Raw genomic sequence first — 22,601 nt, forward strand, 5'->3', positions numbered from 1 at the left:
CCTGAAATTTAGGGGTACGAATAATAATGAATTATTATGATCAAGCGAACAGACTATCCGTGGTGTACGCGTTTCTCAGCGTATCTTTTTTATATCAATAAGCTGCTCATTGGACTTATTGGGTAAAGATGTATTTAATCTTATCAATAGAGCGGTTTAGCGCGTAATCGCATATTACTGAGTCATTGATGGCTCTAATCTGTGCGGCATGTCCATGACTGATGAAAAATGGCTTGCCATCGATTACAGAGTGTGTAATAACGCTTCTGGGTAAAACGAGGTACAGTTCTGTATATGAATGGCATTTTCAGTAAAGAAGACTTGAGTACAAACGTTAGCGTTGAATACCGCTTCTCTGCCGATCCTTATCTTAGTGCCTCAAGCAGTAACGACTTTGGTTTGTCTGTATAACGCCTCTGGCGGTTTAAACAATTAAAGGAAATATTTGAAATGGCAAAGATTAAAGGTCAGGTTAAGTGGTTCAATGAGTCTAAAGGCTTCGGCTTTATCACTCCAGCTGACGGCAGCAAAGATGTATTCGTACATTTCTCTGCAATTCAAGGCAACGGCTTCAAAACTCTGGCTGAAGGCCAGAACGTAGAGTTTGAAATCCAAGATGGTCAGAAAGGTCCATCAGCAGTAAACGTCACTGCACTGTAATTTACAGAGCCTGTTGCAAAACCCGCCATGGTGCGGGTTTTTTGTTTTTGGCCGTTTTTAGTTCCTGATATGACGATGGAACCGCGCTGTGGCGAATGAGGAAATGGTACTGATGTCTTACCAATGTCCACTGTGTCAGCATCCGTTATACCGCCGCGAGCGGCAATGGTCTTGTGGTCAACATAGCTTTGATTGTGCGAAAGAAGGCTACGTAAATCTGCTGCCGGTACAATTTAAACGCTCCCGGCAACCGGGTGACAGCGCTGAGATGATGCAGGCGCGTCGGATGTTTCTGGAGGCGGGCCATTACCAGCCGCTGCGGGAATGGGTTATGCAGCGGTTTGATGAAAAACTGGCGGATGAAGCGACCGCATTGCTCGACATAGGCTGCGGCGAGGGGTATTACACGGCTGCTGTGGCGAAACATCTGAAACAGCGCAGAGAAATGGCGGTCTATGGGCTGGACGTCTCAAAAGCGGCGATCCAGCGGGCGGCGAAGCGTTATCAGAACGTGGATTTTTGCGTGGCGTCAAGCCAGCGTCTGCCATTCAACGATCGGTCGTTTGATGCCATATTGAAAATTTATGCGCCTTGTAACGATGCCGAATTGCTACGCACGGTGAAAACAGGTGGATGGGTGATGACGGTATCACCAGGACCTCGCCACCTCTATCAGCTCAAGGCTGAAGTTTACGATCGGGTGCTGTTGCACCCGGTCAAAGATGAAAGGCTGACGGGGTTTGAACTTATCGAACAACAAACGCTGGCCTATCCGATGCAGTTGTCGGGTCAGGAGGGGGCGGCATTGTTGCAAATGACCCCATTTGCCTGGCGGGCGACGCCGGAAGTCAGCCAGCGCTTGCAGGACGCGGCGCAATTCACCTGTGAGACGGATTTTATTATCCGGTTGCATCAGCGCATCGAACCGGTATCTGCATCGTAAGCGCGATCTGATGCGTCTGGATGCCCGCGATAAAAAAGGGGCAGGATCTCGACGATCCTACCCCTTTTTTACAAGATGCTGGAAATGTCAGGCTAAATTACCGATATGTTCATAAAGGATATTACAGCCGATACCAATCAATATCACGCCGCCCACAATCTCGGCCTTTTTACCGAGCAGCGGACCGATGTAACGTCCAATCAGCATACCTAACGTCACCATAATCATGGTCGCCATACCAATAACCATGGCGGTATGGAAGATATTGACTTGCAGGAAGGCAAGTCCAACGCCAATCGTCATGGCATCGAGACTGGTGGCAACCGCTGTACACATCAAAAGTGCCAGACTATGTTTTTTGATTTTCTCGCAGTGGCGGGTATCTGTTTTTTTGCAGCCTTCGGCAATCATGCGGCCGCCAAGGATCACCAGTAAAGTGAATGCAACCCAGTGATCCCATTCGAGAACGTATTGGCTGGCAAAAAAGCCCAAGGTCCAACCGATTAACGGTGTGATGGCTTCAATGACACCGAAGATGAGGCCTGTGCGAATGGCGTCCCGAAAACGGGGCTTGTGCAGTACGGCACCTTTACCGATAGATGCGGCAAACGCATCCATAGACATACCAAAAGCCAGAATGAGAGTTGCTGATAAGTTCATTTTAAATAGCCTCGGCTGGGCGGTTCTCCATATCCACGTTGATCATCCCCAACCAGATGATGACCCCCGTGTCTATGGTCTCGCCTGCCAATCGGCCGCCCGCACCACGCTTTAAACTACCCTTCAAAGGCATAAGGATAGAAAACGAGTATGTTGATACGAGCATTTCTGACGGTAAGGTTTGTCAGAAATCGGCTACTCCCCAATGACGGCGCAACCTTAACATATTATTTATGGATTAAACAACAATAAAAGTTTTATGGGTTATTGATGCAATTGATAATTATTTTCATTTAAATAAAAGGGGCTTAAAAAAGCAAAAAATAACGTCAACGTTGATAAGGTTAAAATACCATCAATATGTTATGGGTATGTTTAATAATAATTCAAATTTATACTGATCCATCTTTATGTTATTGATTTTCAATCATGAAATTATATATCCTTTCCAAATCATCAATCTGGCTAACATGTATTAATAATCGACGCCGTTCCAAATCAATAACCAGAACACCATCCTCAGATAAATTCATGCTCTGAATGCGGTTATAAGCAATAAATATATTGGCATAAAAGAACCCTGTTAATTTAAACAACAGTTTTGGGCGTCTGATATAGGCAAGATAGAACGCCATGAATGCCAGGAAAAGTAAAAGGGAAGTGGTTATTACCGCACCATTATTCATGACATTCTGATAAATAAGAATGACCACCAGACCAATGAAAATAAGGGCATCCAGCCGGCTGACTCGCTTAAGCATGACGCGTAGTTGGGTTTTGCCTTTTAATCGGTCCATGATGAATTCATCGTAGATGGCATAAAGCAGCGCCAATCCGATCAACACCACCAGAGCGATATCCGTAAACGTCATGAGAAACTCCATGGGTAATTAGCAACGTTGAATCTAACATGAAAGAAGGGGGAAGAGGTAAATAGGGCCGGAGGTTTGCACCCCCGGCGATTTGACAGATTACACGCCAAGCAGGCCGATCCAATAACCAAATATACCGATGGCAAAGAAACCGACGATGAGCCACAGCGCGTTGACTTTCCGTCTGAGCAGATACATACAGCCGAACGTCAGCAGCAAAGGAATTAATCCTGGCATGAGCTGGTCGAGAATCGACTGGACCGTGGTGACCGTGGTTTCGCCATTCTGGTTGGTGACCCTTGATACCACCAGCGGTATGTTGACGTGGGTCCACTTGTTAACCAGCGCCCCCATGACAAACAGACCGAGAATGGATGCCCCCTCCGTCATCTTTTGCAGGAAGCCGCCCCCCATATCGTTAACGATATCCACACCTTTCCGATAACCGTAGGCCACCCCGTAGTAGCGGACCAGCAGGCGTACCAGATTAAACAGAACGAAGAAGAGCACTGGCCCCAGCAAACTGCCGCTCATGGCGATACCGGCACCCAACGCGGCAAACACCGGGCGGGCCGTCCCCCAGAATATCGGGTCGCCTACGCCTGCCAACGGCCCCATCAGACCGACTTTAAGACCGTTGATGGCCCCATCATCGATGGGAGCGCCATTGGCGCGCTGCTCTTCCATCGCCATGGTCACCCCAAGCACCGGGGCGGCAACAAACGGCTGGGTGTTGAAAAATTCCAGATGGCGTTTGATCGCCTGTTTACGCTCTTCCGAATTCTCAGGATAAAGGCGGCGGATTACCGGCACCATGGAGAAACAGAACCCCAGCGCCTGCATACGTTCAAAGTTCCATGAACCCTGGAAAAGATTGGAGCGAATAAACACCGCGCGAATATCGCTGGCAGTGAGTTTTTTGACTTCAGTTGTTTCACCCATTTTTCTCACTCCTCTTAGTCCAGTTCATTGTCAAGGTCGTTGCTGCTGGCGGCCACCGGCTGGCCCTGAGACTTGTTGTACTTCGGACTCAGTTGGATATACAGCACGGCCATCACAATACCAATCACACCCAATGCAACCAGGTTGAAGTCGGTGAAGGCAGCGGTAACAAAACCGAGATAGAAGAACGGCATCAGATAGCCTGCGCGCATCATGTTGATGACCATGGCATAACCGACGACGACAATCATGCCGCCCGCGATATTCAGGCCGTTGGTCACGACTTCCGGAATCGAATTCAGCATGGCGTGAACGGCATCAGTACCGACGGAAATCGCGACGATAACGGCAGGGATCGCGATACGCATTGCCTGAAGCAGCAGGGCTGAGACATGAATCCAACTGATTGCGCTTAAATTACCGCGTTCGGCGGCGCTGTCAGCGGCATGCTGGAAGGCGACGGTGATGGTGCGAACGATGATCGTCAGAACCTGACCTGCGGCAGCCAGCGGAATGGCCAGCGCGATCCCCGCGCCCACGCTCTGACCACCGGCAATAACCAGAATGGTCGAGATAATGGAAGCCAGGGCGGCATCAGGTGCAACGGCCGCCCCGATATTCATCCAGCCCAGGGCGATCATTTCCAATGTACCGCCGATAATAATCCCGGTTTGCAAATCGCCCAGAACGGCGCCGATCAGCGTACAGGCCACCAAAGGGCGATGGAATTGGAATTCGTCAAGAATAGATCCCATCCCCGAGATGCAAGCTACGATAAATATCAGCACAATTTGAAGTGTGGTGATCTCCATTGTACTTCTCCTATGGAAAACGTTTCTGAGTAAAATAATTCGTTACACAGCGATAGTTATTAATTGTGTTAACGAGCCATCTTATTAATTAAGTCCATCATTTTGAGCTTGGTATCCGTCGATACTTTCCTGACTTCTAATTCAATTCCGAGCTTATCCAGTTCTTTAAACGCCGCAATATCTTTTTCGTCGATAGAGACTGCGTTATTGACCTGAGTCTTGCCCTGACGGAACGCCATTCCTCCAATATTAACGGATGTTATTTTTACGCCGTTTTCAACCAGCGTGACGACATCGGTCGGGTTGGTAAATAAAAACATGACGCGGTCGGATGCATATTTGGGGTTGTCATAAACGCGAATGGCTTTGGCAACATCCACAACATGCGCCGTGACGCCCGGAGGAGCAACCTGGGTCAGCAGGGTTTTACGCACGTGATCGGCTGCAACTTCGTTACTGACGACAATAATACGCGATACATTGGTTTCTTTGGTCCAGCGGGTAGCCACCTGACCATGGATTAAACGGTCATCAATACGGGCCAGCCCGATCTTCATGTGTTCGCCAGTGCCGCTGATGGGCGCGGCGGCCTGCGCTTTGTATGGGGTCGCGGCAACAGGCCCGGCAGTTGTCTGCTGTTTCAGCGCCTTGACCCCATCTCTGCCTGCTTCCAGAGCAATGGAAACCAGATCGGCGAATGCAGGATTGTCATCCCGCGCCATAAAGGTTTCCGCCAGCATCGGAATATTTACCCCGGCGATAACTTCATGATTCTCCTTGTCCGTTACCAGGCGGCTGGCCGCGTTGAATGGGCTGCCTCCCCAGGTATCGACCAGGAACAACACGCCATTTGCCGTGTCTAATTGAGATAACTTCTCCTGATATTTTTCTATTAGTGTTTCAGCGTTCTCTCCGGGGACGAAATCGATCCAGGCGACGTTGCTCTGTTCGCCCAGAATCATTTCAGCCGTTTTTAACAGCGGCCCCGCAGTGGCTCCGTGAGTGCATAACATTATCGCAATACTCACTTGCTACCTCCTCATTATTCACGATCAAATTGAATGTGTAATGCGTCAGGAAACAGGGTTAACGCTCATGTGCTGAAAGTTAACCGTCGCGGTATCAGTATGGACGTAAGAATCTAACTTGCTTACTTATCCGGTAAATAAATGTCACTATTAACCCAATACTTTCAGCAAGTAGATGCCGGCGCCTAAACGTAACACTACGGTTTGACAGATTTATTTTAGCCATCGAAAAAATAAATTGTGTGACGTTGCTCTAATGCTGATTAGTTAAGAATGGTTATGTCTGGGTTGCGCACATTTTTATCTACGTGCGCTTTACCCTGGGGAACGAAAGCGATGCGGACGAGAAATTTGTGATGAAATCTCGATAGTTACACGCTAGCTTTTACGGGGAGGGCGGTTTTATAAATCAACCGCCGCAGGGAGAAAGAGGATTGAACATCACGCAATCCTTCAATCCTGATCAATTTTTTCTGCAGGAAACGCTCGAAATCCGACAGGCTGGCAGCCACAACCCGCAGCATAAAATCATGGCTGCCTGACATCAGGTGGCACTCCATTACTTCATCAAACGTTGCAATCTGTTGTTCAAATTTGCGAAAGGTCGCCTCTGATTTCGGCTCCAGCGTCAGGGATATGTAAGCGTTTACCGGAAACCCGGCTTTTTCCTGATCGAGCAGCGCGACATAGTGGGCGATCGCGCCAGCGTCTTCCAGATTTTTGAGCCGGCGGGTGCAGGGGGTGGCAGACAAGCAAACCCGCTCCGCCAGTTCGGTGGTTTTTAACCTGGCGTCCTGCTGTAATTCATTCAGTATTTGCGCATCAATGCGATCGATTTTCATTAGGTGATACTCGCTGTTTTCCCATTAATAATGAGGTGAAATCACTCATTCATGATGCTATCAGGGTTATTTTTAGTTAAAAGTCACTCGGTGATCAATGATAATTTAACTGCGTCAAGTGAATTATCAGTCGAATAAAATGCAAATATATGCATTTCTTATGGCTGAAAACATTCGGTGGGGATAGAGATTGATGCGTGTGCTAAGAAAATCGGTGGCGCTGCGAAAAGGGCCGGATGGGGTTTTTCAACATACGTTGAAAGATGACATTTATGGGCTGACGCTGGGCGTGATGTTTATCGCCGTGGGGTTGAATATGCTCAAGCTGTCCGGCATGGTAACCGGCGGCATTGCCGGTATCGCATTACTGATTTCCTATTATGTCCCGCTGTCTATTGGCTTGTTGTTTATTCTGGCCAATATTCCGTTCATGATTTTCTGCTACTTCAGCATGGGGCGCAGTTTCACGTTGAAAACCCTGATCGTCAACGTAGCCCTCGCCCTGACGACACAGGCTGTCCCGCATTTTATTACCATCAGCTATATCCACCCGCTGTTTTCTGCTTTGGTTGGCGGTACCTTTCTTGGCATGGGGATTCTTTCTCTGGCCCGGCACAATGCGTCCGTGGGAGGCACCGGGGTCGTTACCATGTGGCTATACCGGCGCTTCAATATCAATGTCGGTAAGACACAGATGTTGCTGGATATATTGGTGTTCCTGCTGTCACTGTTCAAAATGCCGGCCATGCTGTTGTTCTGGTCTGCGGTCAGCGCACTGGCGATGAATGCAATGTTGATGAACTGGCACAAACCGGGCCGCTATCAGGGCGGATGAACAGGTCTCCGCGCGGCTACGCTGATGGATAAGATTACGACTGGCGTCAGGGTTTTTAAAGCCTGTGTGAAAAAAGTATTAGGGTGAAACGTGGTGATCCCCCGCCAATGCGCTGTAGAACACCGTGTTTGTCACGAAGAACGGGGGAAGAAAATCTTTGTGAAAAAGTCTAAACAACCTGTTAGAGTAATCTTCCCTTAAATTGCTTAGGAGCACTGGGCATCAGCCCTTCCCATGGACTGTCACCGACAAAACGTTAACTGTTTACCTGCATGCGCTGGTGGTTTTCTGTACTCGGTTGGTTTTTCCAGCCATTCTCTGAGTTACTCTGCTTCATTCCTATTCTTTCTATTACCATTCAATGTAAATAACGCATTGAAGTCATTTGCTCGTTCATTTTTCGGAGTCTGACATGGAATTTTTGCTGGATCCTTCAATCTGGGCAGGCCTATTGACGTTGGTGGTACTTGAGATTGTTCTGGGTATCGACAATTTGGTGTTTATCGCGATTCTTGCGGATAAATTGCCACCCAGGCAGCGAGATAAAGCTCGCATTATCGGTCTGTCGCTGGCGCTGTTAATGCGCCTGGGCCTGTTGTCTCTGATTTCCTGGATGGTCACGCTGACCCGTCCATTGTTTTACGTTGGTGATTTCAGCTTCTCCGGCCGCGACCTGATTCTGCTATTCGGCGGGGTATTTCTGTTGTTTAAAGCGACGATGGAACTGCATGAACGGCTGGAAAATAAATCCCATGACGAAAATGGCAATCGCGCACATGCCAGTTTTTGGGTGGTCGTTGCACAGATTGTCGTACTGGATGCGGTATTCTCACTCGATGCCGTAATTACCGCCGTAGGCATGGTTAATCACCTTGCGGTGATGATGACCGCCGTCGTGATCGCGATGGGAGTGATGCTGCTGGCCTCCAAACCGTTGACCAACTTTGTCAACGCGCACCCGACGGTGGTTGTACTCTGTCTCAGCTTCCTGTTGATGATTGGTTTGAGTCTGATGGCGGAAGGTTTTGGTTTCCATATTCCTAAAGGCTATCTGTATGCTGCGATCGGATTCTCTATCCTGATCGAACTATTCAACCAGATTGCCCGACATAACTTCATGAAGCATCAGTCGCGGCGTCCTTTGCGCGAGCGTACCGCCGAGGCGATTTTACGCCTGATGGGAACCCGGAAAACAACGGATGAAGTGGATAGCGAACCGAAAAAAGTGACGCCGGATACCTTTGCAGAGGAAGAACGCTACATGATCAGCGGTGTGCTCACGTTGGCGTCACGTTCTCTGCGCAGCGTCATGACGCCGCGAACCGAGATTTCCTGGGTAGACTGTGAACGCTCCGTCGACGATATTCGATTGCAACTGCTGGATACGCCGCACAGTCTTTTCCCGGTCTGCCGCGGCTCGCTGGATGAGCTGGTCGGCGTGGTGCGGGCCAAAGAGTTGCTGGTCGCGCTTGAAACGCACACTGATGTGGAAAGCTTCGCCGCGGTGAACCCGCCTATCGTCGTACCGGAAACGCTGGATGTGATTAATTTGCTTCCGGTCCTGCGCCGCGCCAAAGGCAGCCTGGTTATGGTGAGCAATGAATTTGGCGTGGTGCAGGGGTTGGTGACGCCGCTGGACGTGCTGGAAGCGATTGCCGGTGAGTTTCCGGACGAAGATGAAACGCTGGATATTGTGGCTGATGGCGACGGCTGGCTGGTAAAAGGGGGCACGGATCTGCACTCGTTACAGCAGGTGGTCAACAGCAGTGATTTGGTGAGTCCCAAAGAGGATTATGCCTCGCTGGCCGGGCTGTTGCTGGCACACAGCGATGAGTTTCCGAAAGTGGGTGAAATTATCGAATTACACCAGCTGCGCTTTCAGATTCTCGAAGTCTCGGAATATCGTATCGAGCTGGTGAGGGTAGAGAAAATCGCCGATCCGGTTGAGGACGAAGACGCGTAATAACCGTTTGTACGCAACAGCGCAACATTGCCGCTAGCCGGCGGTGTTGCCGCTGAATCAATAACGTTGATCGCGTTTGCGCGTGAGGCGTGAAGCAGAGGGTCTGGTATCAGCCCTTAATCGATGCAAAGACGGTGAAGGTCAACAAAAACCAGGGAGCAGGTTATCGGCGGAATGGGCTTCCGCCGAGGGATCATGAACTAAAGGGAATTAGTCGCACTGAACCTTGATCGCCAGACCGCCGCGAGAGGTTTCGCGATATTTGGCATTCATGTCTTTACCCGTTTCGTACATGGTTTCAATGACCTTATCCAGAGAGACGCGAGGTTCGCTGGTGCGGCGCATCGCCATACGGGCGGCGTTGATCGCTTTCACCGCGGCAATCGCATTACGCTCGATGCAGGGGACCTGAACCTGACCCGCAACCGGATCGCAGGTTAAGCCCAGATTATGCTCCATCCCGATTTCAGCCGCGATGCAAACCTGTTCCGGGCTGGCGCCCATCAGCTCCGCCAAACCTGCCGCCGCCATGGAACACGCAACGCCGACTTCACCCTGACAACCGACTTCTGCGCCAGAGATTGAGGCATTCATTTTGTACAGAATGCCAACGGCGCCTGCCGCGAGGAAATAGCGGGTATAGATGCCGGGTCCCGCGGGTTCAATGAAATGATCATAGTACGCCAATACCGCCGGGACGATACCGCATGCGCCGTTGGTTGGCGCGGTGACCACACGTCCGCCTGCCGCATTTTCCTCATTCACCGCCAGAGCAAACATGTTTACCCAATCGACGACGTTCATCGGGTCGTTAGAGTTTTTGTCCGAGGAAACCAGCATCCGGCGCAGCGCAGACGCGCGACGTGGAACACGCAGCGGGCCGGGCAGAACGCCTTCGGTATTTACACCGCGGTCAATACAGGCCCGCATGGTTTGCCAGATATCGGCGAAGTAATTTTCGATATCCTGACGGCTATGCAGCGCCAGTTCGTTACGCATTACCATGCCGGACAGCGAGAGGCCGCTTTGTTTGCAATGCGCCAACATCTCTTTGGCGGAATGAAAGGCGTAGGGGACAGAGGCTTCCGTTTGCGAAGACTTACCGAAATTCTCTTCATCGACGATGAACCCACCACCAATTGAGTAATAGGTTTTGCTGTAAACCGCTTTATTTCCGGCAAATGCCGTAATCGTCATGCCATTTTCATGCAACGGCAGGTTTTCGCTGCGAAAAACCATGCCGCCTTCGCGTGGAAAGTCGACTTCATGCCGACCGCCGGCCAGTAACAGACGCTCGCGCTGTTCGACATCACGGATGAATCCCGGAATGGCATCGATATCGACCGTATCAGGCATATTGCCCGCAAGCCCCATGATGATCGCGATATCGGTATGGTGACCTTTTCCCGTCAATGACAGTGAGCCGTAGACATCGACGGCAATGCGCGTGATGGAGATCAGTAAATCCTGATTTATCAAATCATCGACAAATTGCTTACCGGCTTTCATCGGTCCAACCGTATGAGAGCTAGAGGGGCCAATACCGATTTTAAACATGTCGAAAACGCTTATCACGCAAAAACTCCTTAAAAAGCGCAGGTTACACCCGTAGGTTAGAATAAAACTCGTTAAATCACGCTATTGTAGTGTGGAATATGTTGCAAAGTTTTCTTTTTCGCATGAAATAAACTTATGCCAATTCGCAATAGAACTTATATCAGAGAGGATGCGATAGCCGGTATTGCTTACAGAATAGTCGAAAAAGGAGAATTAAACAGCGCTATATCCATGCTGTTGGTATGGATAATTGGCGGTGCAAAAAAAGTGCTTATGCGTTAATCCGCTTATGAGCGCACTGCGCTGGGGTTTTATGAGTCTATTTACCGCCAGTCATTCACGTTCATTTATTCCCCCCGCAACGAGGGTTGATGAGCGAAATAGCGGTTATGGCGTACTGGAAACGTGCAGGGCAAGCTGGCGGATGATGGCGGCGGTCAATCCCCAGACAAACTGCTGCTGGTACCAGGAAAGGTAAACGCGGTGGCGCTTTTCCTGTCGTTCGATATCCAACGGATAATAGCGTGCCAGCGCAAAGGCGTCTTCCAGCGGCATTTCAAATAGTTCGGCAACTTCCGTCTCATTTTGGTGAAAATGGGTGTGGGCCGGGATCAATCCGACAACCGGCGTGACCTGAAATCCACTGATACTGTCCGTGGGCGACAACGTGCCGAGCACCGTCACATTCTGTGGTGGGATCGCGACTTCTTCCTGCGCCTCGCGTAGCGCCGTCGCGATCAGAGAACCATCTTCCCGGTCGGCCGCGCCACCGGGAAACGCAACCTGACCCGCATGTTTTCGTAAACCCGGCGCACGCCGGGTCAACAGTAATGTCGGGGAAGGGCGGCAAACGATCGGCACCAGTACGGCCGCCTGACGCGGTTGATGAGCCGGAGAGCGGGGGCGCAATGTTTGCAATTGAAAACGTGTAATAAACGCCGCCAAATCAAATGGCGCTGACGCGATTTGCCGGTCAATGACTGAATGGGTCACGACTCTCTACCTGAACGTTTGGTTGATGATCCAATAAGGGTAAAATGCGGCCGACCTTATCAAAGGTTTCCTGATATTCCGCCTGTTCCTGACTGTCTGCCACAATACCGCCGCCTGCCCAGCAGTATATTTTCCCCTGCTCGGTTAATAACGTGCGGATGGCGATGTTGGTATCCATGGTGCCACAAAAACTAAGATAGCCAATACTGCCGCAATAGGCATTACGTCGTTGAGGCTCCAGTTGTTCAATAATCTGCATTGCCCGAATCTTGGGGGCGCCGGTAATGGAACCGCCGGGGAAACAGGCTCGCAGTAACGCGGCGGCATGATATGTATCTGGAAGTCGGGCTTCAATCGTGCTGACCAGGTGGTGAACGGCCGGGAAGGGCTCAACGACGAACAGTTCAGGAACGTGGACGCTACCGGGTTCTGCAACCCGGCCAATATCGTTACGCAATAAATCCACGATCATCAGGTTCTCGGCGCGATCCTTGTCGGACAGTGCCAGACGTTCGGCCTGCAAGGCATCAGCGTGTTCGTCGGCTAGCCGAGGTAGCGTACCTTTGATCGGTCGGGTCTGAATGCGGTTATTTTCAAGCCACAGGAAACGCTCGGGAGAGACGCTGATCACCGTATTTTCAGGCAGACGGATGAAGGCGGAAAAAGGGGCCTTGTTGCCCGCAGACAGACGCAGAAACGCCTGCCATTCATCCCCTTCATATTCCGCGCTAAAACGCTGGGCCAGATTAACCTGATAGCAGTCTCCCGCCAGCAGATAGTCCTGTATCCGGCGAAATTTTTCGCCGTACTCCGTGCGTGACATGTTGGCGCGCCAGGGGCCGCTGAGTTGAAACGGCGCCCGATCATCATCAGCGGGCGGTGTTGACAACCAGTCGAGTCGTTCCTGAAGCGAGCCTTGTACGATCAGGGTTAGCGTCTGACGCTGATGGTCGGCGACCAATGCCCAGTCATAAATACCGACGGCCATATCGGGTAAATGAATGTCCCGTTCGGCCTGAACCGGCAGTATTTCAATACAACGACCTAAATCGTAGCCAAACAGGCCGAGCGCGCCGCCCTGAAAAGGAAAATCAGGCTGCGTTTCTGCGTCAATGCCAAGGTCCGCCAGCGCTTGCTGTAAAAGCGCAAACGGATCGCCTGCCACTATTTGCGCTATCCCGTTCTGGGTGATCGTCGTTTTTTCGCCGCGGGTGGAAAGTGTCACTCGCGGGTCGGCGACCATAATGTCGAAACGATTGTGTGGATGATCGGCAAAACCTGAGTGCAATAACATCGCCCACGGCTGCCGGGAAAAGGCGGCAAAGCGCGTCAATAGCGCATCCGGCCGATACGGTAGCGAATAGTGGACACAGGAGGCGCTCGGGGTGTTTTCGTATAATTTCATGCTTGCAGGTGACGTTTATTTTGTTTTCTGTCTGTTCGGCTAGCGTATCACAAACCATAACTGCTGGTGTATGACCGAAAGAGCGTGCGATGATACGCGCCAGATTGGTTATCAGGAATGTATCATGATTGCAGGCATGCCCGCGTTGACGCATCAACAGCAGCAAGAAGCGGTAGAACGGATTCAGGAACTGATGTCACAGGGAATGAGCAGTGGTCAGGCGATCGCGCAGGTTGCGGCAGAAATTCGTGAAACCCATCAAGGTGACAGTGTCACAGCGATGTTCGACGATGAAGACGATCGGCACAACGGTCAGGACGACGACGAAGGTACGTTTGACGATGGTGAAGAAGAGGAAGAACACTGATCGTTATTCCTCTTCTGATGCGAATTAATACACCGCTATACCGCCGCGATGGCTTTGATTTCGATTTTAAATTTCGTGTGCATCAGTTTGGCCTGTACGGTGCAACGCACGGGCGCGTGACCCGGTACTACCCAGGCATCCCAGGCGGTATTCATGGCCTCGAAATCACCGGCGTCAGCCAAAAAGATCGTGACATCCAAAAGCCGGCTTTTATCTGTTCCCGCCCGTTGCAGGATCGCATCCAGCGCGGCCAGCGCATTTTCTGTCTGGGCTTGCGCCCCGTCATCCAGATTCTCCGGCACGCTGGTGTAGTACAGCGTGTTGTTGTGAATAACCGCGTCAGACCAGCGGTCTTCAGGATTGATTCGCTGAATTGGCATGAGGATATTGTCTCCATGTGGGGTAAATAATGGCGCTAAGCGTAACATAATCTTTTCCGCGTTCATTACTTTCTCAGGGGCGGATTTGGAGTGGTAGTGATAGTGGAGTATTGGCATAATCAGCCGGGCGGCGTCACTGGATAGCGCTGGCAGTCTGAACCTGACTTAAGAGAGACAGCGTGACAAGCGATCGTGTAATTGATGATTTTGCAACCGATGGGGCGTTAGCCAAGGCTATCAGCGGATTTAAGCCGCGTGAACCGCAACGACAGATGGCGCAGGCGGTGATTCAAGCCATTGACAGCAAGCAGGCGCTGGTGGTTGAGGCGGGAACCGGTACCGGAAAAACCTACGCTTATCTGGCGCCTGCGCTGCGGTCGGATAAAAAAGTCATCATTTCAACGGGGTCAAAAGCCTTACAGGATCAGCTTTACAGCCGGGATTTGCCCACGGTCGCGCAGGCGCTGAAATACGGGGGCAAACTGGCGCTGCTTAAAGGCCGTTCCAATTATCTTTGTCTCGAACGGCTCGATCAGCAATCGCTGGCGGGAGGGGACTTATCCGCGGAAACGCTCAGTGAACTGGTCCGGCTGCGGGGCTGGTCTTCTGAAACAACGGAAGGCGACGTAACCACCTGTGGCGGTGTGGCGGAAGACAGTCCGATCTGGCCGCTGGTAACCAGCACCAACGACAATTGTCTGGGCAGCGACTGTCCGCGTTACAAAGAGTGTTTTGTGGTAAAAGCCCGTCGCAAAGCGATGGATGCCGATATCGTCGTGGTAAATCACCATCTTTATCTGGCGGATATGGTGGTGAAAGAAAGCGGTTTTGCCGAATTGATCCCGGAAAGTGACGTGGTCATTTTCGATGAGGCGCACCAGATCCCAGACATTGCCAGTCAGTATTTTGGTCAGCAGCTCTCCAGCCGCCAACTGATGGATTTGGCAAAGGACATTATCATTGCCTATCGGACGGAAGTGCGGGATGCGGCCCAGCTACAGAAAAGCGCCGATCGTCTGAGCCAGAGTACGCAGGATTTTCGGCTGGCATTGGGCGACCCCGGCTTTCGCGGCAATTTGCGAGAAGTGCTTAACCAACCCCATCTTCAACGTGCGCTGGTGCTGTTGGATGACGCGTTGGAACTCTGCTACGACGTCGCCAGGCTCTCATTGGGACGATCGGCGCTGCTTGATGCCGCCTTTGAGCGGGCAACGTTATATCGCAATCGCCTGAAACGCCTGCGGGATGTTCAACAACCGGGCTACAGTTACTGGTATGAGTGCAATTCCCGCCACTTTGTGTTGGCGCTGACGCCGCTGTCCGTCGCCGATCGCTTCCGGGAACTGATGAAAGAAAAACCGGCGGCGTGGATATTTACCTCCGCCACGTTATCCGTCAACGAACAGCTGAAACATTTTACCGATCGGCTGGGTCTGGAAACGGCCAGTACGCTGTTATTGCCCAGTCCGTTTGACTATGCGAGCCAGGCGTTGCTTTGTGTGCCGCGCTATCTGCCGGAAACGAATCAGCCGGGCGCCGCGCGTAAGCTGGCAGCCATCTTGCGCCCGCTGATTGAGGCCAATCAGGGCCGCTGTTTTATGCTGTGCACATCGCACCAGATGATGCGCGATCTGGCCGCCGAATTTCGCGCCACGATGACATTGCCCGTGCTGTTGCAGGGGGAAACCGGCAAAGCGCAGCTACTGTCGCAGTTTGTGTCTGCGGGGAATGCGCTGCTTGTGGCAACCAGCAGCTTCTGGGAAGGTGTTGACGTACGCGGCGACGCCTTGTCCTGTGTGATCATCGATAAATTACCCTTTACTTCGCCGGACGATCCGTTATTGAAAGCGCGCATTGAAGATTGTCGCCTGCGCGGCGGGGAACCGTTCGACGACGTACAACTGCCTGACGCCGTGATTACGTTAAAACAGGGCGTTGGCCGTCTGATTCGTGATACGGACGATCGCGGGGTACTGGTGATTTGCGATAGCCGATTAGTGATGCGCCCTTATGGCGCCGTTTTCCTCAATAGCCTGCCTCCCGCTCCCCGCACCCGGGATATGGCGCAGGCCATCGCATTTCTTACCCGAAAAGCGTAACGGGTAATTATGTCGGATAGACCGTGAGATGAAGGAATGCAATACGCTGATGGTTTGAAAGATGACGAGGGTGCCGGGTGGTATGTTATCATGCGCGCCGTTAAGATTTATATCCCCGCCTGAGGTTGGCATGTCTACGCGAATTCTAGCGCTTGATACCGCGACGGAAGCCTGTTCTGTCGCTCTCTGGAATGATGGTGAAATTCATTCTTTGTTTGAAGTTTGTCCTCGTGAGCATACTCAGCGAGTGTTGCCAATGGTCCGGCAGGTGCTGGCTGAAAGCGGCGTAACGCTTGGCGAACTGGATGCGGTGGCGTTTGGCCAGGGGCCGGGCAGTTTTACTGGCGTGCGAATTGGCATTGGCATTGCTCAGGGGCTTGCATTAGGCGCAGAATTGCCGATGATTGGTGTTTCCACACTGGCAACGCTGGCTCAGGGCGCGTTTCGGCGGGTTAATGCCTCACAGGTATTGGCCGCCATTGATGCCCGCATGGGTGAAGTTTACTGGGCGCAATATCAGCGCGATGTCGATGGCGTCTGGCAAGGCGAATCTTCCGAGGCCGTCCTGACGCCACAGCAGGTACAAACGCTGACGGCCGGATTGCAAGGGGAATGGGCGACGGCGGGAACGGGTTGGCAAACCTATCCCGGACTGGTGAGCCAGACTGCGTTGACCTTGCGTGATGGCGACATGTTGTTACCGCAGGCCGAGGATATGTTGCCGCTGGCGTACCAGCAATGGCGTGCCGGGCGGGCGGTGAGTGTTGAACTGGCCCAGCCGCGTTACCTGCGTAACGAAGTGGCCTGGAAAAAACTGCCGGGACGTTGAATACCCAGGCTATTCCCCTATAAGATAACGGCCTTCAGTCATGGGAACCGTTGTTCCCGGATGGAAGAAAACAGCAACTTATTCGATGCGTTATAGTCTAATTATCAGACATTGAAAAAGGTGTATGTCATGACAATGATTACAATGCATATAAAACCCAAAACATTGCCGATACGGACCGCATGGCGCGGTATTGCTGTCGCTGCTGTGTTGATGCTGTCTGGTTGCGTGAGTGTGCCTGATGCAATCAAGGGAACGTCCCCAACCCCGCAGGACGATCTCGTGCGGGTAATGAATGCACCGCAGCTGTATGTCGGTCAGGAATCGCGTTTTGGTGGCCGGGTGGTCAATGTGCACAATGATGCCAACCGAACCCGATTGGAAATCGTCAGTCTGCCTCTCGACAGCGGAGCCCGGCCGCAGCTGAATCAGCCTTCGGAAGGCCGTTTCGTTGCCTATGTGAATCGCTTTCTGGAGCCGGTTGATTTTAAAAATCGATTGATCACTGTCGTCGGCCCCATTACGGGATCTGAGCAAGGTGCCATCGGTAACAAACCCTACCGCTTTGTCGTGGTGGACGTGCAGGGATATAAGCGCTGGAATGTAAGACAGCAGGTGATGATGCCGCCTGGCGCTTATGGTCCGTGGGGATGGGATATGCGCTATGGCCGAGGTTGGGGACCCGGATGGGGTTTCGGCGGCGGTTGGTATGGTCCTGTGCAGGTTGAAAATGTCGTAACAGAATAAAAAGTTGTTACGGATGAAAGAAAATCAGGCGACTTAGGTTGCCTGATTTTTTTATGGCCGGCCGCACCTGCATTTTTTGAACAAATCATTAACATTAAATAAGTGATCGCTCTCGCAACCTTGACATTGTTTGCTAGCCAACTGGTAAGCTGAGTTAAAATAATGTTAATTGATGGTTTGATGCTGAGGTGAGCGATGCCACTGAAAAAATATCTCGGGAGTGACGTCTTGGAAAAAGTCTGGTTATCACGCTATCCGGCCGCGGTGCCTGCCGAAATCGATCCGGATCGTTTCGCCTCACTGATTGACATGTTTGAAAGTACGGTGGCGCGGTATGCCGATCAGACGGCATTCATCAACATGGGTGAAGTGATGACCTACCGCAAACTGGAAGAGCGTAGCCGGGCTTTCGCGGCCTATCTGCAAAACCGGCTTGGATTGAAAAAAGGTGACCGTGTCGCCTTGATGATGCCCAACCTGTTGCAATATCCGGTCGCGCTATTTGGCGTGCTGCGGGCAGGAATGGTGGTGGTGAATGTGAATCCGCTGTATACGCCGCGGGAACTGGAACATCAGCTTAAAGATAGCGGGGCCAGCACGATCGTCATCGTGTCCAATTTTGCCCATACGCTGGAGAAGGTTGTCGATAGTACACCGATAAAGCACGTTATCCTGACCCGAATGGGGGATCAACTCTCCACGGCAAAAGGGACGCTGGTCAATTTTGTTGTCAAATATATCAAGCGGCTGGTGCCGAAATATCATCTGCCGGATGCGATCTCTTTCCGTCGGGCATTGCAGGAGGGACGACGACTGCAATATGTCAAGCCGGACATTATCAATACCGATCTGGCTTTTCTGCAATATACCGGGGGAACGACTGGCGTTGCCAAAGGCGCGATGCTGACGCACCGCAACATGCAGGCGAATCTGGCGCAGTGTAAAGCCGCTTACGGACCCGTACTGCGAGAGGGGCAAGAGCTGGTGGTGACGGCACTGCCGCTGTATCACATTTTTGCGCTGACGGTGAACTGCCTGCTGTTTCTTGAACTGGGCGGCAAAAATCTGTTGATTACCAATCCGCGTGATATTCCGGCCGTCGTTAAGGAATTGAAACAATATCCCTTTACGGCGGTCACCGGAGTGAACACATTATTTAATGCCTTGCTGAATAACAAAGAATTTCATGAGCTCGATTTTTCCACGCTGAGATTGTCCGTAGGCGGCGGCGCATCGGTACAGCAGGCGGTTGCCGAACGTTGGGAAAAACTCACGGGTAAACATCTGCTGGAAGGCTATGGGCTGACGGAAAGTTCACCCCTGGTGTCGGGTAACCCCTATGACATGCAGTATTATACTGGCAGCATCGGATTGCCGGTTCCTTCCACGGATGTCAGGATCCTTGATGATGATGGCAATGACGTCGGCCCCGGTGAGTCTGGCGAACTATGGATTCGCGGCCCGCAGGTGATGCTGGGTTATTGGCAGCAGCCGGCAGCCACCGATGAAGTATTGAAAGACGGCTGGCTGGCAACGGGTGACATTGTCACTTCTGATGATGAAGGATTTCTGCGAATTATCGACCGCAAGAAAGACATGATTCTGGTATCCGGCTTTAACGTTTATCCTACGGAAATTGAAGATGTGCTGACCCGTCATCCAAAAGTTTCTGAGTCTGCGGTGGTGGGGATACCGAACGACGTGTCGGGAGAAGCCGTGAAGGCCTTTGTGGTGCGCCGGGATCGCTCATTAACGAAAGATGAATTGATTACGCACTGCCGCCGTAATCTTACCGGGTATAAAGTACCGAAAGAAATTGAATTTTGTGAGGATTTACCTAAATCAAACGTAGGAAAAATCCTGCGCCGAGAGTTGCGGGACGATAAGAATCATCAGATGAAAAAGGCTGTCAACGCCTGAATTCCGGAGCGATTGCGATGATTTATCAATAAACGTCTGCCAGAAGCCGGAAGGACACGATATCATGGCTATCGCCATAGAAAAGTGGCGTGTCGATCGGCTTGCGGGAATTTATCCGCAAGAGGGACGTCAGGCCCTGTTATCCCATTCACGCCGGTTGATCCGGCGTGACTTTTTATATTTATAAGCTATCAAGAGAATGATGTTTTGAATTATCAGTTGATCACCACCGATACCGGGTTAAAACAAGTTTGCACACAGGCGCGCCAGTATCAACGGATCGCGTTGGATACGGAGTTCGTCAGAACGAGGACGTACTACCCGCAGTTAGGGTTGATTCAATTGTATGATGGCGAACAGCTTTCGCTTATCGATCCGCTGGAGATTACCAACTGGCTTCCTTTTCAGGAACTGTTGCGCGATGAGCAGGTCGCCAAATTTCTGCATGCCGGCAGCGAAGATCTGGAAGTATTTCTCAATGCTTTTGATCTGTCGCCTACGCCATTTATTGACACCCAGATTCTGGCCGCCTTCTTAGGTAAACCGCTTTCTTATGGCTTTGCTGCGCTGGTCGCTGAGTATATGGACGTGACGCTCGATAAAAGTGAATCGCGTACTGACTGGCTGGCGCGTCCGCTGAGTGAAAAACAGTGTGACTATGCGGCTGCGGATGTGTTCTATCTATTACCGATGGCGATCAAACTGGTCGAAGAAATCAACGCTGCCGGATGGACAATGGCCGCGCAGGATGAGTGTCGCCTGCTTTGTCAGCGCAAACAGGAAATTCTGGCGCCCGAGGTGGCTTATCGTGAGATAGGAAATGCCTGGCAGTTACACGGTCGCCATCTGGCTTGCCTGCAACGCCTTGCCGAGTGGCGTTTGCGTAAGGCCCGTGAGCGCGACAGCGCGGTAAATTTTGTGGTGCGTGAGGAAAACCTTTTACAGGTTGCCCGATACCTGCCATCGTCATTAGGGGAGTTGGACTCTTTGGGACTTAGCGGTCCGGAAATTCGTTACCACGGTAAAACGCTATTGTCTCTGGTTGCGCAAACGAGCGGTATTGCCGACGCTGACTGCCCGGCACCGGTAATCAATTTGATTGATTATCCTGGCTATAAAAAGGCATTCAAGGAGATTAAAGCCATGGTGCAATGCTACAGCGAAAGCAGTGGATTATCTGCTGAACTGCTGGCGTCACGGCGTCAAATTAACCGGGTGCTTAACTGGCACTGGAAATTAACCTGGCAGGATGCCTTACCTGAAATGTTCTCCGGCTGGCGCAATAATTTATATGGCGATGCGTTACGGGAAATCCTGCACGGATATTAATCAGCGCTAACTGAAATTAATCGCTGTTCACCCATTATTGATAGACGTATTTTCAACATGGGGAAGGCGGCGATTATTTCAGATATTTCTCAGAAAATATTAGCGGCGTTTTTTGCCTCAATCTATTTCTGGGTGTTTATTTTTTAAACACGAGACGACGGCGAACGTCAGATAAAACGATCGTTCAGAAATAAAAAGCAGGAATAAAAAAGGAAATACAGCGTCTGGATGACCAATAAAGACTGGATATATATACAATATCCCCTGCAAAATTAGCAGGGGATGGTTATGGCAGAAAAATCATTTAGGTGTTTCTTCCGCCTCTGGCAATGTGACGTTCAACTCAAGTACGGAAATATCATCTCCTTTTTGCTCTAGTTGAACGGTTACCATTTCCGGGTCAATCTGTACATATTTACAGATGACCTCAAGTATATCCCGTTTTAGCTGCGGCAGATAATGGGGTTCACTATCTCCCCGACGTCGCTCCGCGACAATAATTTGCAGCCGTTCCTTGGCAATATTGGCTGTCGTTTTTTTGCGGGACAGAAAGAAGTCGAGTAATGCCATAATTTATCCCCCAAAAAGTCGTTTAAGGAAACCTTTCTTCTCTTCCTCTACAAAGCGAAAAGCCTTCTCTTCGCCCAACAGGCGGTCTACGGTATCCGCATAGGCTTTGCCGGCATCGGACTCGACATCCAGAATAACCGGCTCACCCTGGTTGGACGCGCGTAGTACTGACTGATCTTCAGGAATCACGCCCACCAGCGGAATTCTGAGGATCTCAAGCACATCTTCCATGCTCAACATATCGCCGCGGCTCACCCGGCCTGGGTTATAGCGAGTCAGCAGCAGGTGTTCCTTGATAGGTTCTTCTGAACGTTCCGCCCGGCGCGATTTTGACGAGAGAATGCCAAGAATACGGTCGGAGTCGCGAACGGAGGACACTTCCGGGTTGGTTGTGATGATAGCTTCATCGGCGAAATAAAGCGCCATCAGCGCGCCGGTTTCGATGCCCGCCGGCGAATCACAAACGATGAAGTCGAATTCCATTTCGCCCAGATCGTTCAGTATTTTCTCGACGCCTTCACGGGTCAACGCATCTTTATCACGCGTTTGCGACGCGGGCAGAATGTACAGATTATCCGTGCGCTTATCTTTGATCAGCGCCTGATTCAGAGTCGCATCACCTTGAATAACATTAACAAAATCATAAACTACGCGACGCTCGCATCCCATAATCAGGTCGAGGTTGCGCAAACCGATGTCAAAGTCGATGACAACGGTTTTTTTCCCTTTCCGGGCTAAACCGGTAGCAATGGCCGCGCTTGAAGTGGTCTTGCCAACGCCCCCTTTACCCGATGTAACAACAATGATGCGTGCCATAAATGTTTCCTTGTCAAAGGGTTCAGAACGTA

General features: G+C 51.2%; 24 protein-coding genes. 12 read left to right on the forward strand and 12 right to left on the reverse strand.

Annotated elements, in window-relative coordinates:
• Nucleotides 1-294 precede the first annotated feature (294 nt).
• From DDT52_RS08315 to rlmA, 3 genes are all read left to right on the forward strand, one after another.
• Nucleotides 295-411, forward strand: coding sequence for a DUF2627 domain-containing protein (locus tag DDT52_RS08315; protein ID WP_109054991.1), 117 nt, complete (start codon nucleotides 295-297; stop codon nucleotides 409-411).
• 39 nt (nucleotides 412-450) lie between these two features.
• A complete protein-coding gene (gene cspE, locus DDT52_RS08320) occupies nucleotides 451-660 on the forward strand; it encodes a transcription antiterminator/RNA stability regulator CspE (protein ID WP_005968829.1) in 210 nt (69 codons plus the stop codon).
• 112 nt (nucleotides 661-772) lie between these two features.
• On the forward strand, nucleotides 773-1,603 hold the full coding sequence (rlmA, locus tag DDT52_RS08325) for a 23S rRNA (guanine(745)-N(1))-methyltransferase (RefSeq protein WP_136155929.1): 831 nt from the start codon (nucleotides 773-775) through the stop codon (nucleotides 1,601-1,603).
• Between the two features lie 87 nt (nucleotides 1,604-1,690).
• Here rlmA and mntP read toward each other — a convergent pair whose 3' ends face one another.
• The 6 genes from mntP to DDT52_RS08355 all read right to left on the reverse strand — a co-directional run bounded on the left by mntP (nucleotide 1,691) and on the right by DDT52_RS08355 (nucleotide 6,759).
• Complete coding sequence (mntP, locus tag DDT52_RS08330) at nucleotides 1,691-2,263, reverse strand: manganese efflux pump MntP (protein ID WP_136155930.1); 573 nt, start codon at nucleotides 2,261-2,263, stop codon at nucleotides 1,691-1,693.
• Between the two features lie 413 nt (nucleotides 2,264-2,676).
• Nucleotides 2,677-3,135 carry a DUF986 family protein gene (locus DDT52_RS08335; protein ID WP_136155931.1) on the reverse strand — a complete coding sequence of 153 codons (459 nt, stop codon included), beginning with the start codon at nucleotides 3,133-3,135 and terminating at the stop codon, nucleotides 2,677-2,679.
• A gap of 99 nt (nucleotides 3,136-3,234) precedes the next feature.
• Entirely contained in the window at nucleotides 3,235-4,077 is an 843-nt protein-coding gene (locus tag DDT52_RS08340) for a PTS mannose transporter subunit IID (protein ID WP_109054994.1), read from the reverse strand.
• Nucleotides 4,078-4,091: 14 nt separating this feature from the next.
• On the reverse strand, nucleotides 4,092-4,889 hold the full coding sequence (locus DDT52_RS08345) for a PTS mannose/fructose/sorbose transporter subunit IIC (RefSeq protein ID WP_109054995.1): 798 nt from the start codon (nucleotides 4,887-4,889) through the stop codon (nucleotides 4,092-4,094).
• Nucleotides 4,890-4,957: 68 nt separating this feature from the next.
• Nucleotides 4,958-5,917 carry a PTS mannose transporter subunit IIAB gene (manX, locus tag DDT52_RS08350; RefSeq protein ID WP_136155932.1) on the reverse strand — a complete coding sequence of 320 codons (960 nt, stop codon included), beginning with the start codon at nucleotides 5,915-5,917 and terminating at the stop codon, nucleotides 4,958-4,960.
• A gap of 371 nt (nucleotides 5,918-6,288) precedes the next feature.
• Nucleotides 6,289-6,759 (reverse strand): Lrp/AsnC family transcriptional regulator, encoded by a 471-nt coding sequence (locus DDT52_RS08355; protein WP_136155933.1) that lies wholly within the window; start codon nucleotides 6,757-6,759, stop codon nucleotides 6,289-6,291.
• Nucleotides 6,760-6,952: 193 nt separating this feature from the next.
• On the opposite strand from DDT52_RS08355, the gene DDT52_RS08360 reads away from it, so the two are divergent.
• Both DDT52_RS08360 and DDT52_RS08365 read left to right on the forward strand, forming a co-directional pair.
• On the forward strand, nucleotides 6,953-7,594 hold the full coding sequence (locus DDT52_RS08360; protein WP_136155934.1) for a YitT family protein: 642 nt from the start codon (nucleotides 6,953-6,955) through the stop codon (nucleotides 7,592-7,594).
• Nucleotides 7,595-8,006: 412 nt separating this feature from the next.
• Entirely contained in the window at nucleotides 8,007-9,557 is a 1,551-nt protein-coding gene (locus DDT52_RS08365) for a TerC family protein (protein WP_136155935.1), read from the forward strand.
• Nucleotides 9,558-9,767: 210 nt separating this feature from the next.
• Here the strand turns inward: DDT52_RS08365 and sdaA are convergent, their stop codons facing one another.
• From sdaA to pabB, 3 genes are all read right to left on the reverse strand, one after another.
• Nucleotides 9,768-11,132 (reverse strand): L-serine ammonia-lyase, encoded by a 1,365-nt coding sequence (sdaA, locus tag DDT52_RS08370; RefSeq protein WP_136155936.1) that lies wholly within the window; start codon nucleotides 11,130-11,132, stop codon nucleotides 9,768-9,770.
• Nucleotides 11,133-11,501: 369 nt separating this feature from the next.
• Nucleotides 11,502-12,107 carry a CoA pyrophosphatase gene (locus DDT52_RS08375; RefSeq protein WP_136155937.1) on the reverse strand — a complete coding sequence of 202 codons (606 nt, stop codon included), beginning with the start codon at nucleotides 12,105-12,107 and terminating at the stop codon, nucleotides 11,502-11,504.
• Nucleotides 12,088-13,512: an aminodeoxychorismate synthase component 1 gene (gene pabB / locus DDT52_RS08380; protein ID WP_136155938.1), complete on the reverse strand. Its 1,425-nt coding sequence runs from the start codon at nucleotides 13,510-13,512 to the stop codon at nucleotides 12,088-12,090. Before pabB ends, DDT52_RS08375 begins: the two co-directional genes overlap by 20 nt.
• A 124-nt stretch (nucleotides 13,513-13,636) precedes the next feature.
• On the opposite strand from pabB, the gene DDT52_RS08385 reads away from it, so the two are divergent.
• Entirely contained in the window at nucleotides 13,637-13,879 is a 243-nt protein-coding gene (locus tag DDT52_RS08385) for a YoaH family protein (protein ID WP_136155939.1), read from the forward strand.
• 35 nt (nucleotides 13,880-13,914) lie between these two features.
• On the opposite strand, the gene DDT52_RS08390 is transcribed toward DDT52_RS08385, so the two are convergent.
• Complete coding sequence (locus DDT52_RS08390; RefSeq protein ID WP_136155940.1) at nucleotides 13,915-14,259, reverse strand: RidA family protein; 345 nt, start codon at nucleotides 14,257-14,259, stop codon at nucleotides 13,915-13,917.
• Nucleotides 14,260-14,438: 179 nt separating this feature from the next.
• On the opposite strand from DDT52_RS08390, the gene yoaA reads away from it, so the two are divergent.
• The 6 genes from yoaA (at nucleotide 14,439) to rnd (ending at nucleotide 21,183) form a co-directional block, all read left to right on the forward strand.
• Nucleotides 14,439-16,358 (forward strand): DNA repair helicase YoaA, encoded by a 1,920-nt coding sequence (yoaA, locus tag DDT52_RS08395; protein WP_136155941.1) that lies wholly within the window; start codon nucleotides 14,439-14,441, stop codon nucleotides 16,356-16,358.
• A 130-nt stretch (nucleotides 16,359-16,488) separates the two neighbouring features.
• The gene (tsaB, locus tag DDT52_RS08400; RefSeq protein WP_136155942.1) at nucleotides 16,489-17,187 is read left to right on the forward strand and encodes a tRNA (adenosine(37)-N6)-threonylcarbamoyltransferase complex dimerization subunit type 1 TsaB; all 699 of its coding nucleotides are present in this window, start codon (nucleotides 16,489-16,491) and stop codon (nucleotides 17,185-17,187) included.
• A gap of 144 nt (nucleotides 17,188-17,331) precedes the next feature.
• On the forward strand, nucleotides 17,332-17,934 hold the full coding sequence (locus tag DDT52_RS08405; RefSeq protein WP_168709754.1) for a Slp family lipoprotein: 603 nt from the start codon (nucleotides 17,332-17,334) through the stop codon (nucleotides 17,932-17,934).
• Nucleotides 17,935-18,162: 228 nt separating this feature from the next.
• Entirely contained in the window at nucleotides 18,163-19,854 is a 1,692-nt protein-coding gene (gene fadD / locus DDT52_RS08410) for a long-chain-fatty-acid--CoA ligase FadD (RefSeq protein WP_136156080.1), read from the forward strand.
• Nucleotides 19,855-19,918: 64 nt separating this feature from the next.
• Nucleotides 19,919-20,041, forward strand: a complete 123-nt coding sequence (locus tag DDT52_RS21375) for a hypothetical protein (RefSeq protein WP_281728903.1) — start codon at nucleotides 19,919-19,921, stop codon at nucleotides 20,039-20,041.
• 20 nt (nucleotides 20,042-20,061) lie between these two features.
• A complete protein-coding gene (rnd, locus tag DDT52_RS08415) occupies nucleotides 20,062-21,183 on the forward strand; it encodes a ribonuclease D (protein WP_136155944.1) in 1,122 nt (373 codons plus the stop codon).
• Nucleotides 21,184-21,483: 300 nt separating this feature from the next.
• Here the strand turns inward: rnd and minE are convergent, their stop codons facing one another.
• The gene (minE, locus tag DDT52_RS08420) at nucleotides 21,484-21,753 is read right to left on the reverse strand and encodes a cell division topological specificity factor MinE (protein ID WP_015840174.1); all 270 of its coding nucleotides are present in this window, start codon (nucleotides 21,751-21,753) and stop codon (nucleotides 21,484-21,486) included.
• A gap of 3 nt (nucleotides 21,754-21,756) precedes the next feature.
• Nucleotides 21,757-22,569 (reverse strand): septum site-determining protein MinD, encoded by an 813-nt coding sequence (gene minD, locus DDT52_RS08425; protein WP_109055009.1) that lies wholly within the window; start codon nucleotides 22,567-22,569, stop codon nucleotides 21,757-21,759.
• Nucleotides 22,570-22,601: the final 32 nt, after the last annotated feature.

Source organism: Brenneria roseae subsp. roseae (genome assembly GCF_003115845.1).
GTDB lineage: Bacteria > Pseudomonadota > Gammaproteobacteria > Enterobacterales > Enterobacteriaceae > Brenneria > Brenneria roseae.

Bases quoted from the DNA above. Each gene is read 5' to 3' on its own strand.
- DDT52_RS08390 (WP_136155940.1), bottom strand. From the start codon at position 14,259: ATGCCAATTCAGCGAATCAATCCTGAAGACCGCTGGTCTGACGCGGTT.
- DDT52_RS08340 (WP_109054994.1), bottom strand. From the start codon at position 4,077: ATGGGTGAAACAACTGAAGTCAAAAAACTCACTGCCAGCGATATTCGC.
- DDT52_RS08315 (WP_109054991.1), top strand. From the start codon at position 295: ATGAATGGCATTTTCAGTAAAGAAGACTTGAGTACAAACGTTAGCGTT.
- tsaB (WP_136155942.1), top strand. From the start codon at position 16,489: ATGTCTACGCGAATTCTAGCGCTTGATACCGCGACGGAAGCCTGTTCT.
- DDT52_RS08335 (WP_136155931.1), bottom strand. From the start codon at position 3,135: ATGACGTTTACGGATATCGCTCTGGTGGTGTTGATCGGATTGGCGCTG.
- DDT52_RS08360 (WP_136155934.1), top strand. From the start codon at position 6,953: ATGCGTGTGCTAAGAAAATCGGTGGCGCTGCGAAAAGGGCCGGATGGG.
- pabB (WP_136155938.1), bottom strand. From the start codon at position 13,512: ATGAAATTATACGAAAACACCCCGAGCGCCTCCTGTGTCCACTATTCG.
- cspE (WP_005968829.1), top strand. From the start codon at position 451: ATGGCAAAGATTAAAGGTCAGGTTAAGTGGTTCAATGAGTCTAAAGGC.
- mntP (WP_136155930.1), bottom strand. From the start codon at position 2,263: ATGAACTTATCAGCAACTCTCATTCTGGCTTTTGGTATGTCTATGGAT.
- DDT52_RS08355 (WP_136155933.1), bottom strand. From the start codon at position 6,759: ATGAAAATCGATCGCATTGATGCGCAAATACTGAATGAATTACAGCAG.
- DDT52_RS08365 (WP_136155935.1), top strand. From the start codon at position 8,007: ATGGAATTTTTGCTGGATCCTTCAATCTGGGCAGGCCTATTGACGTTG.
- DDT52_RS08385 (WP_136155939.1), top strand. From the start codon at position 13,637: ATGATTGCAGGCATGCCCGCGTTGACGCATCAACAGCAGCAAGAAGCG.
- rlmA (WP_136155929.1), top strand. From the start codon at position 773: ATGTCTTACCAATGTCCACTGTGTCAGCATCCGTTATACCGCCGCGAG.
- DDT52_RS21375 (WP_281728903.1), top strand. From the start codon at position 19,919: ATGGCTATCGCCATAGAAAAGTGGCGTGTCGATCGGCTTGCGGGAATT.
- minE (WP_015840174.1), bottom strand. From the start codon at position 21,753: ATGGCATTACTCGACTTCTTTCTGTCCCGCAAAAAAACGACAGCCAAT.
- DDT52_RS08405 (WP_168709754.1), top strand. From the start codon at position 17,332: ATGCATATAAAACCCAAAACATTGCCGATACGGACCGCATGGCGCGGT.
- minD (WP_109055009.1), bottom strand. From the start codon at position 22,569: ATGGCACGCATCATTGTTGTTACATCGGGTAAAGGGGGCGTTGGCAAG.
- DDT52_RS08345 (WP_109054995.1), bottom strand. From the start codon at position 4,889: ATGGAGATCACCACACTTCAAATTGTGCTGATATTTATCGTAGCTTGC.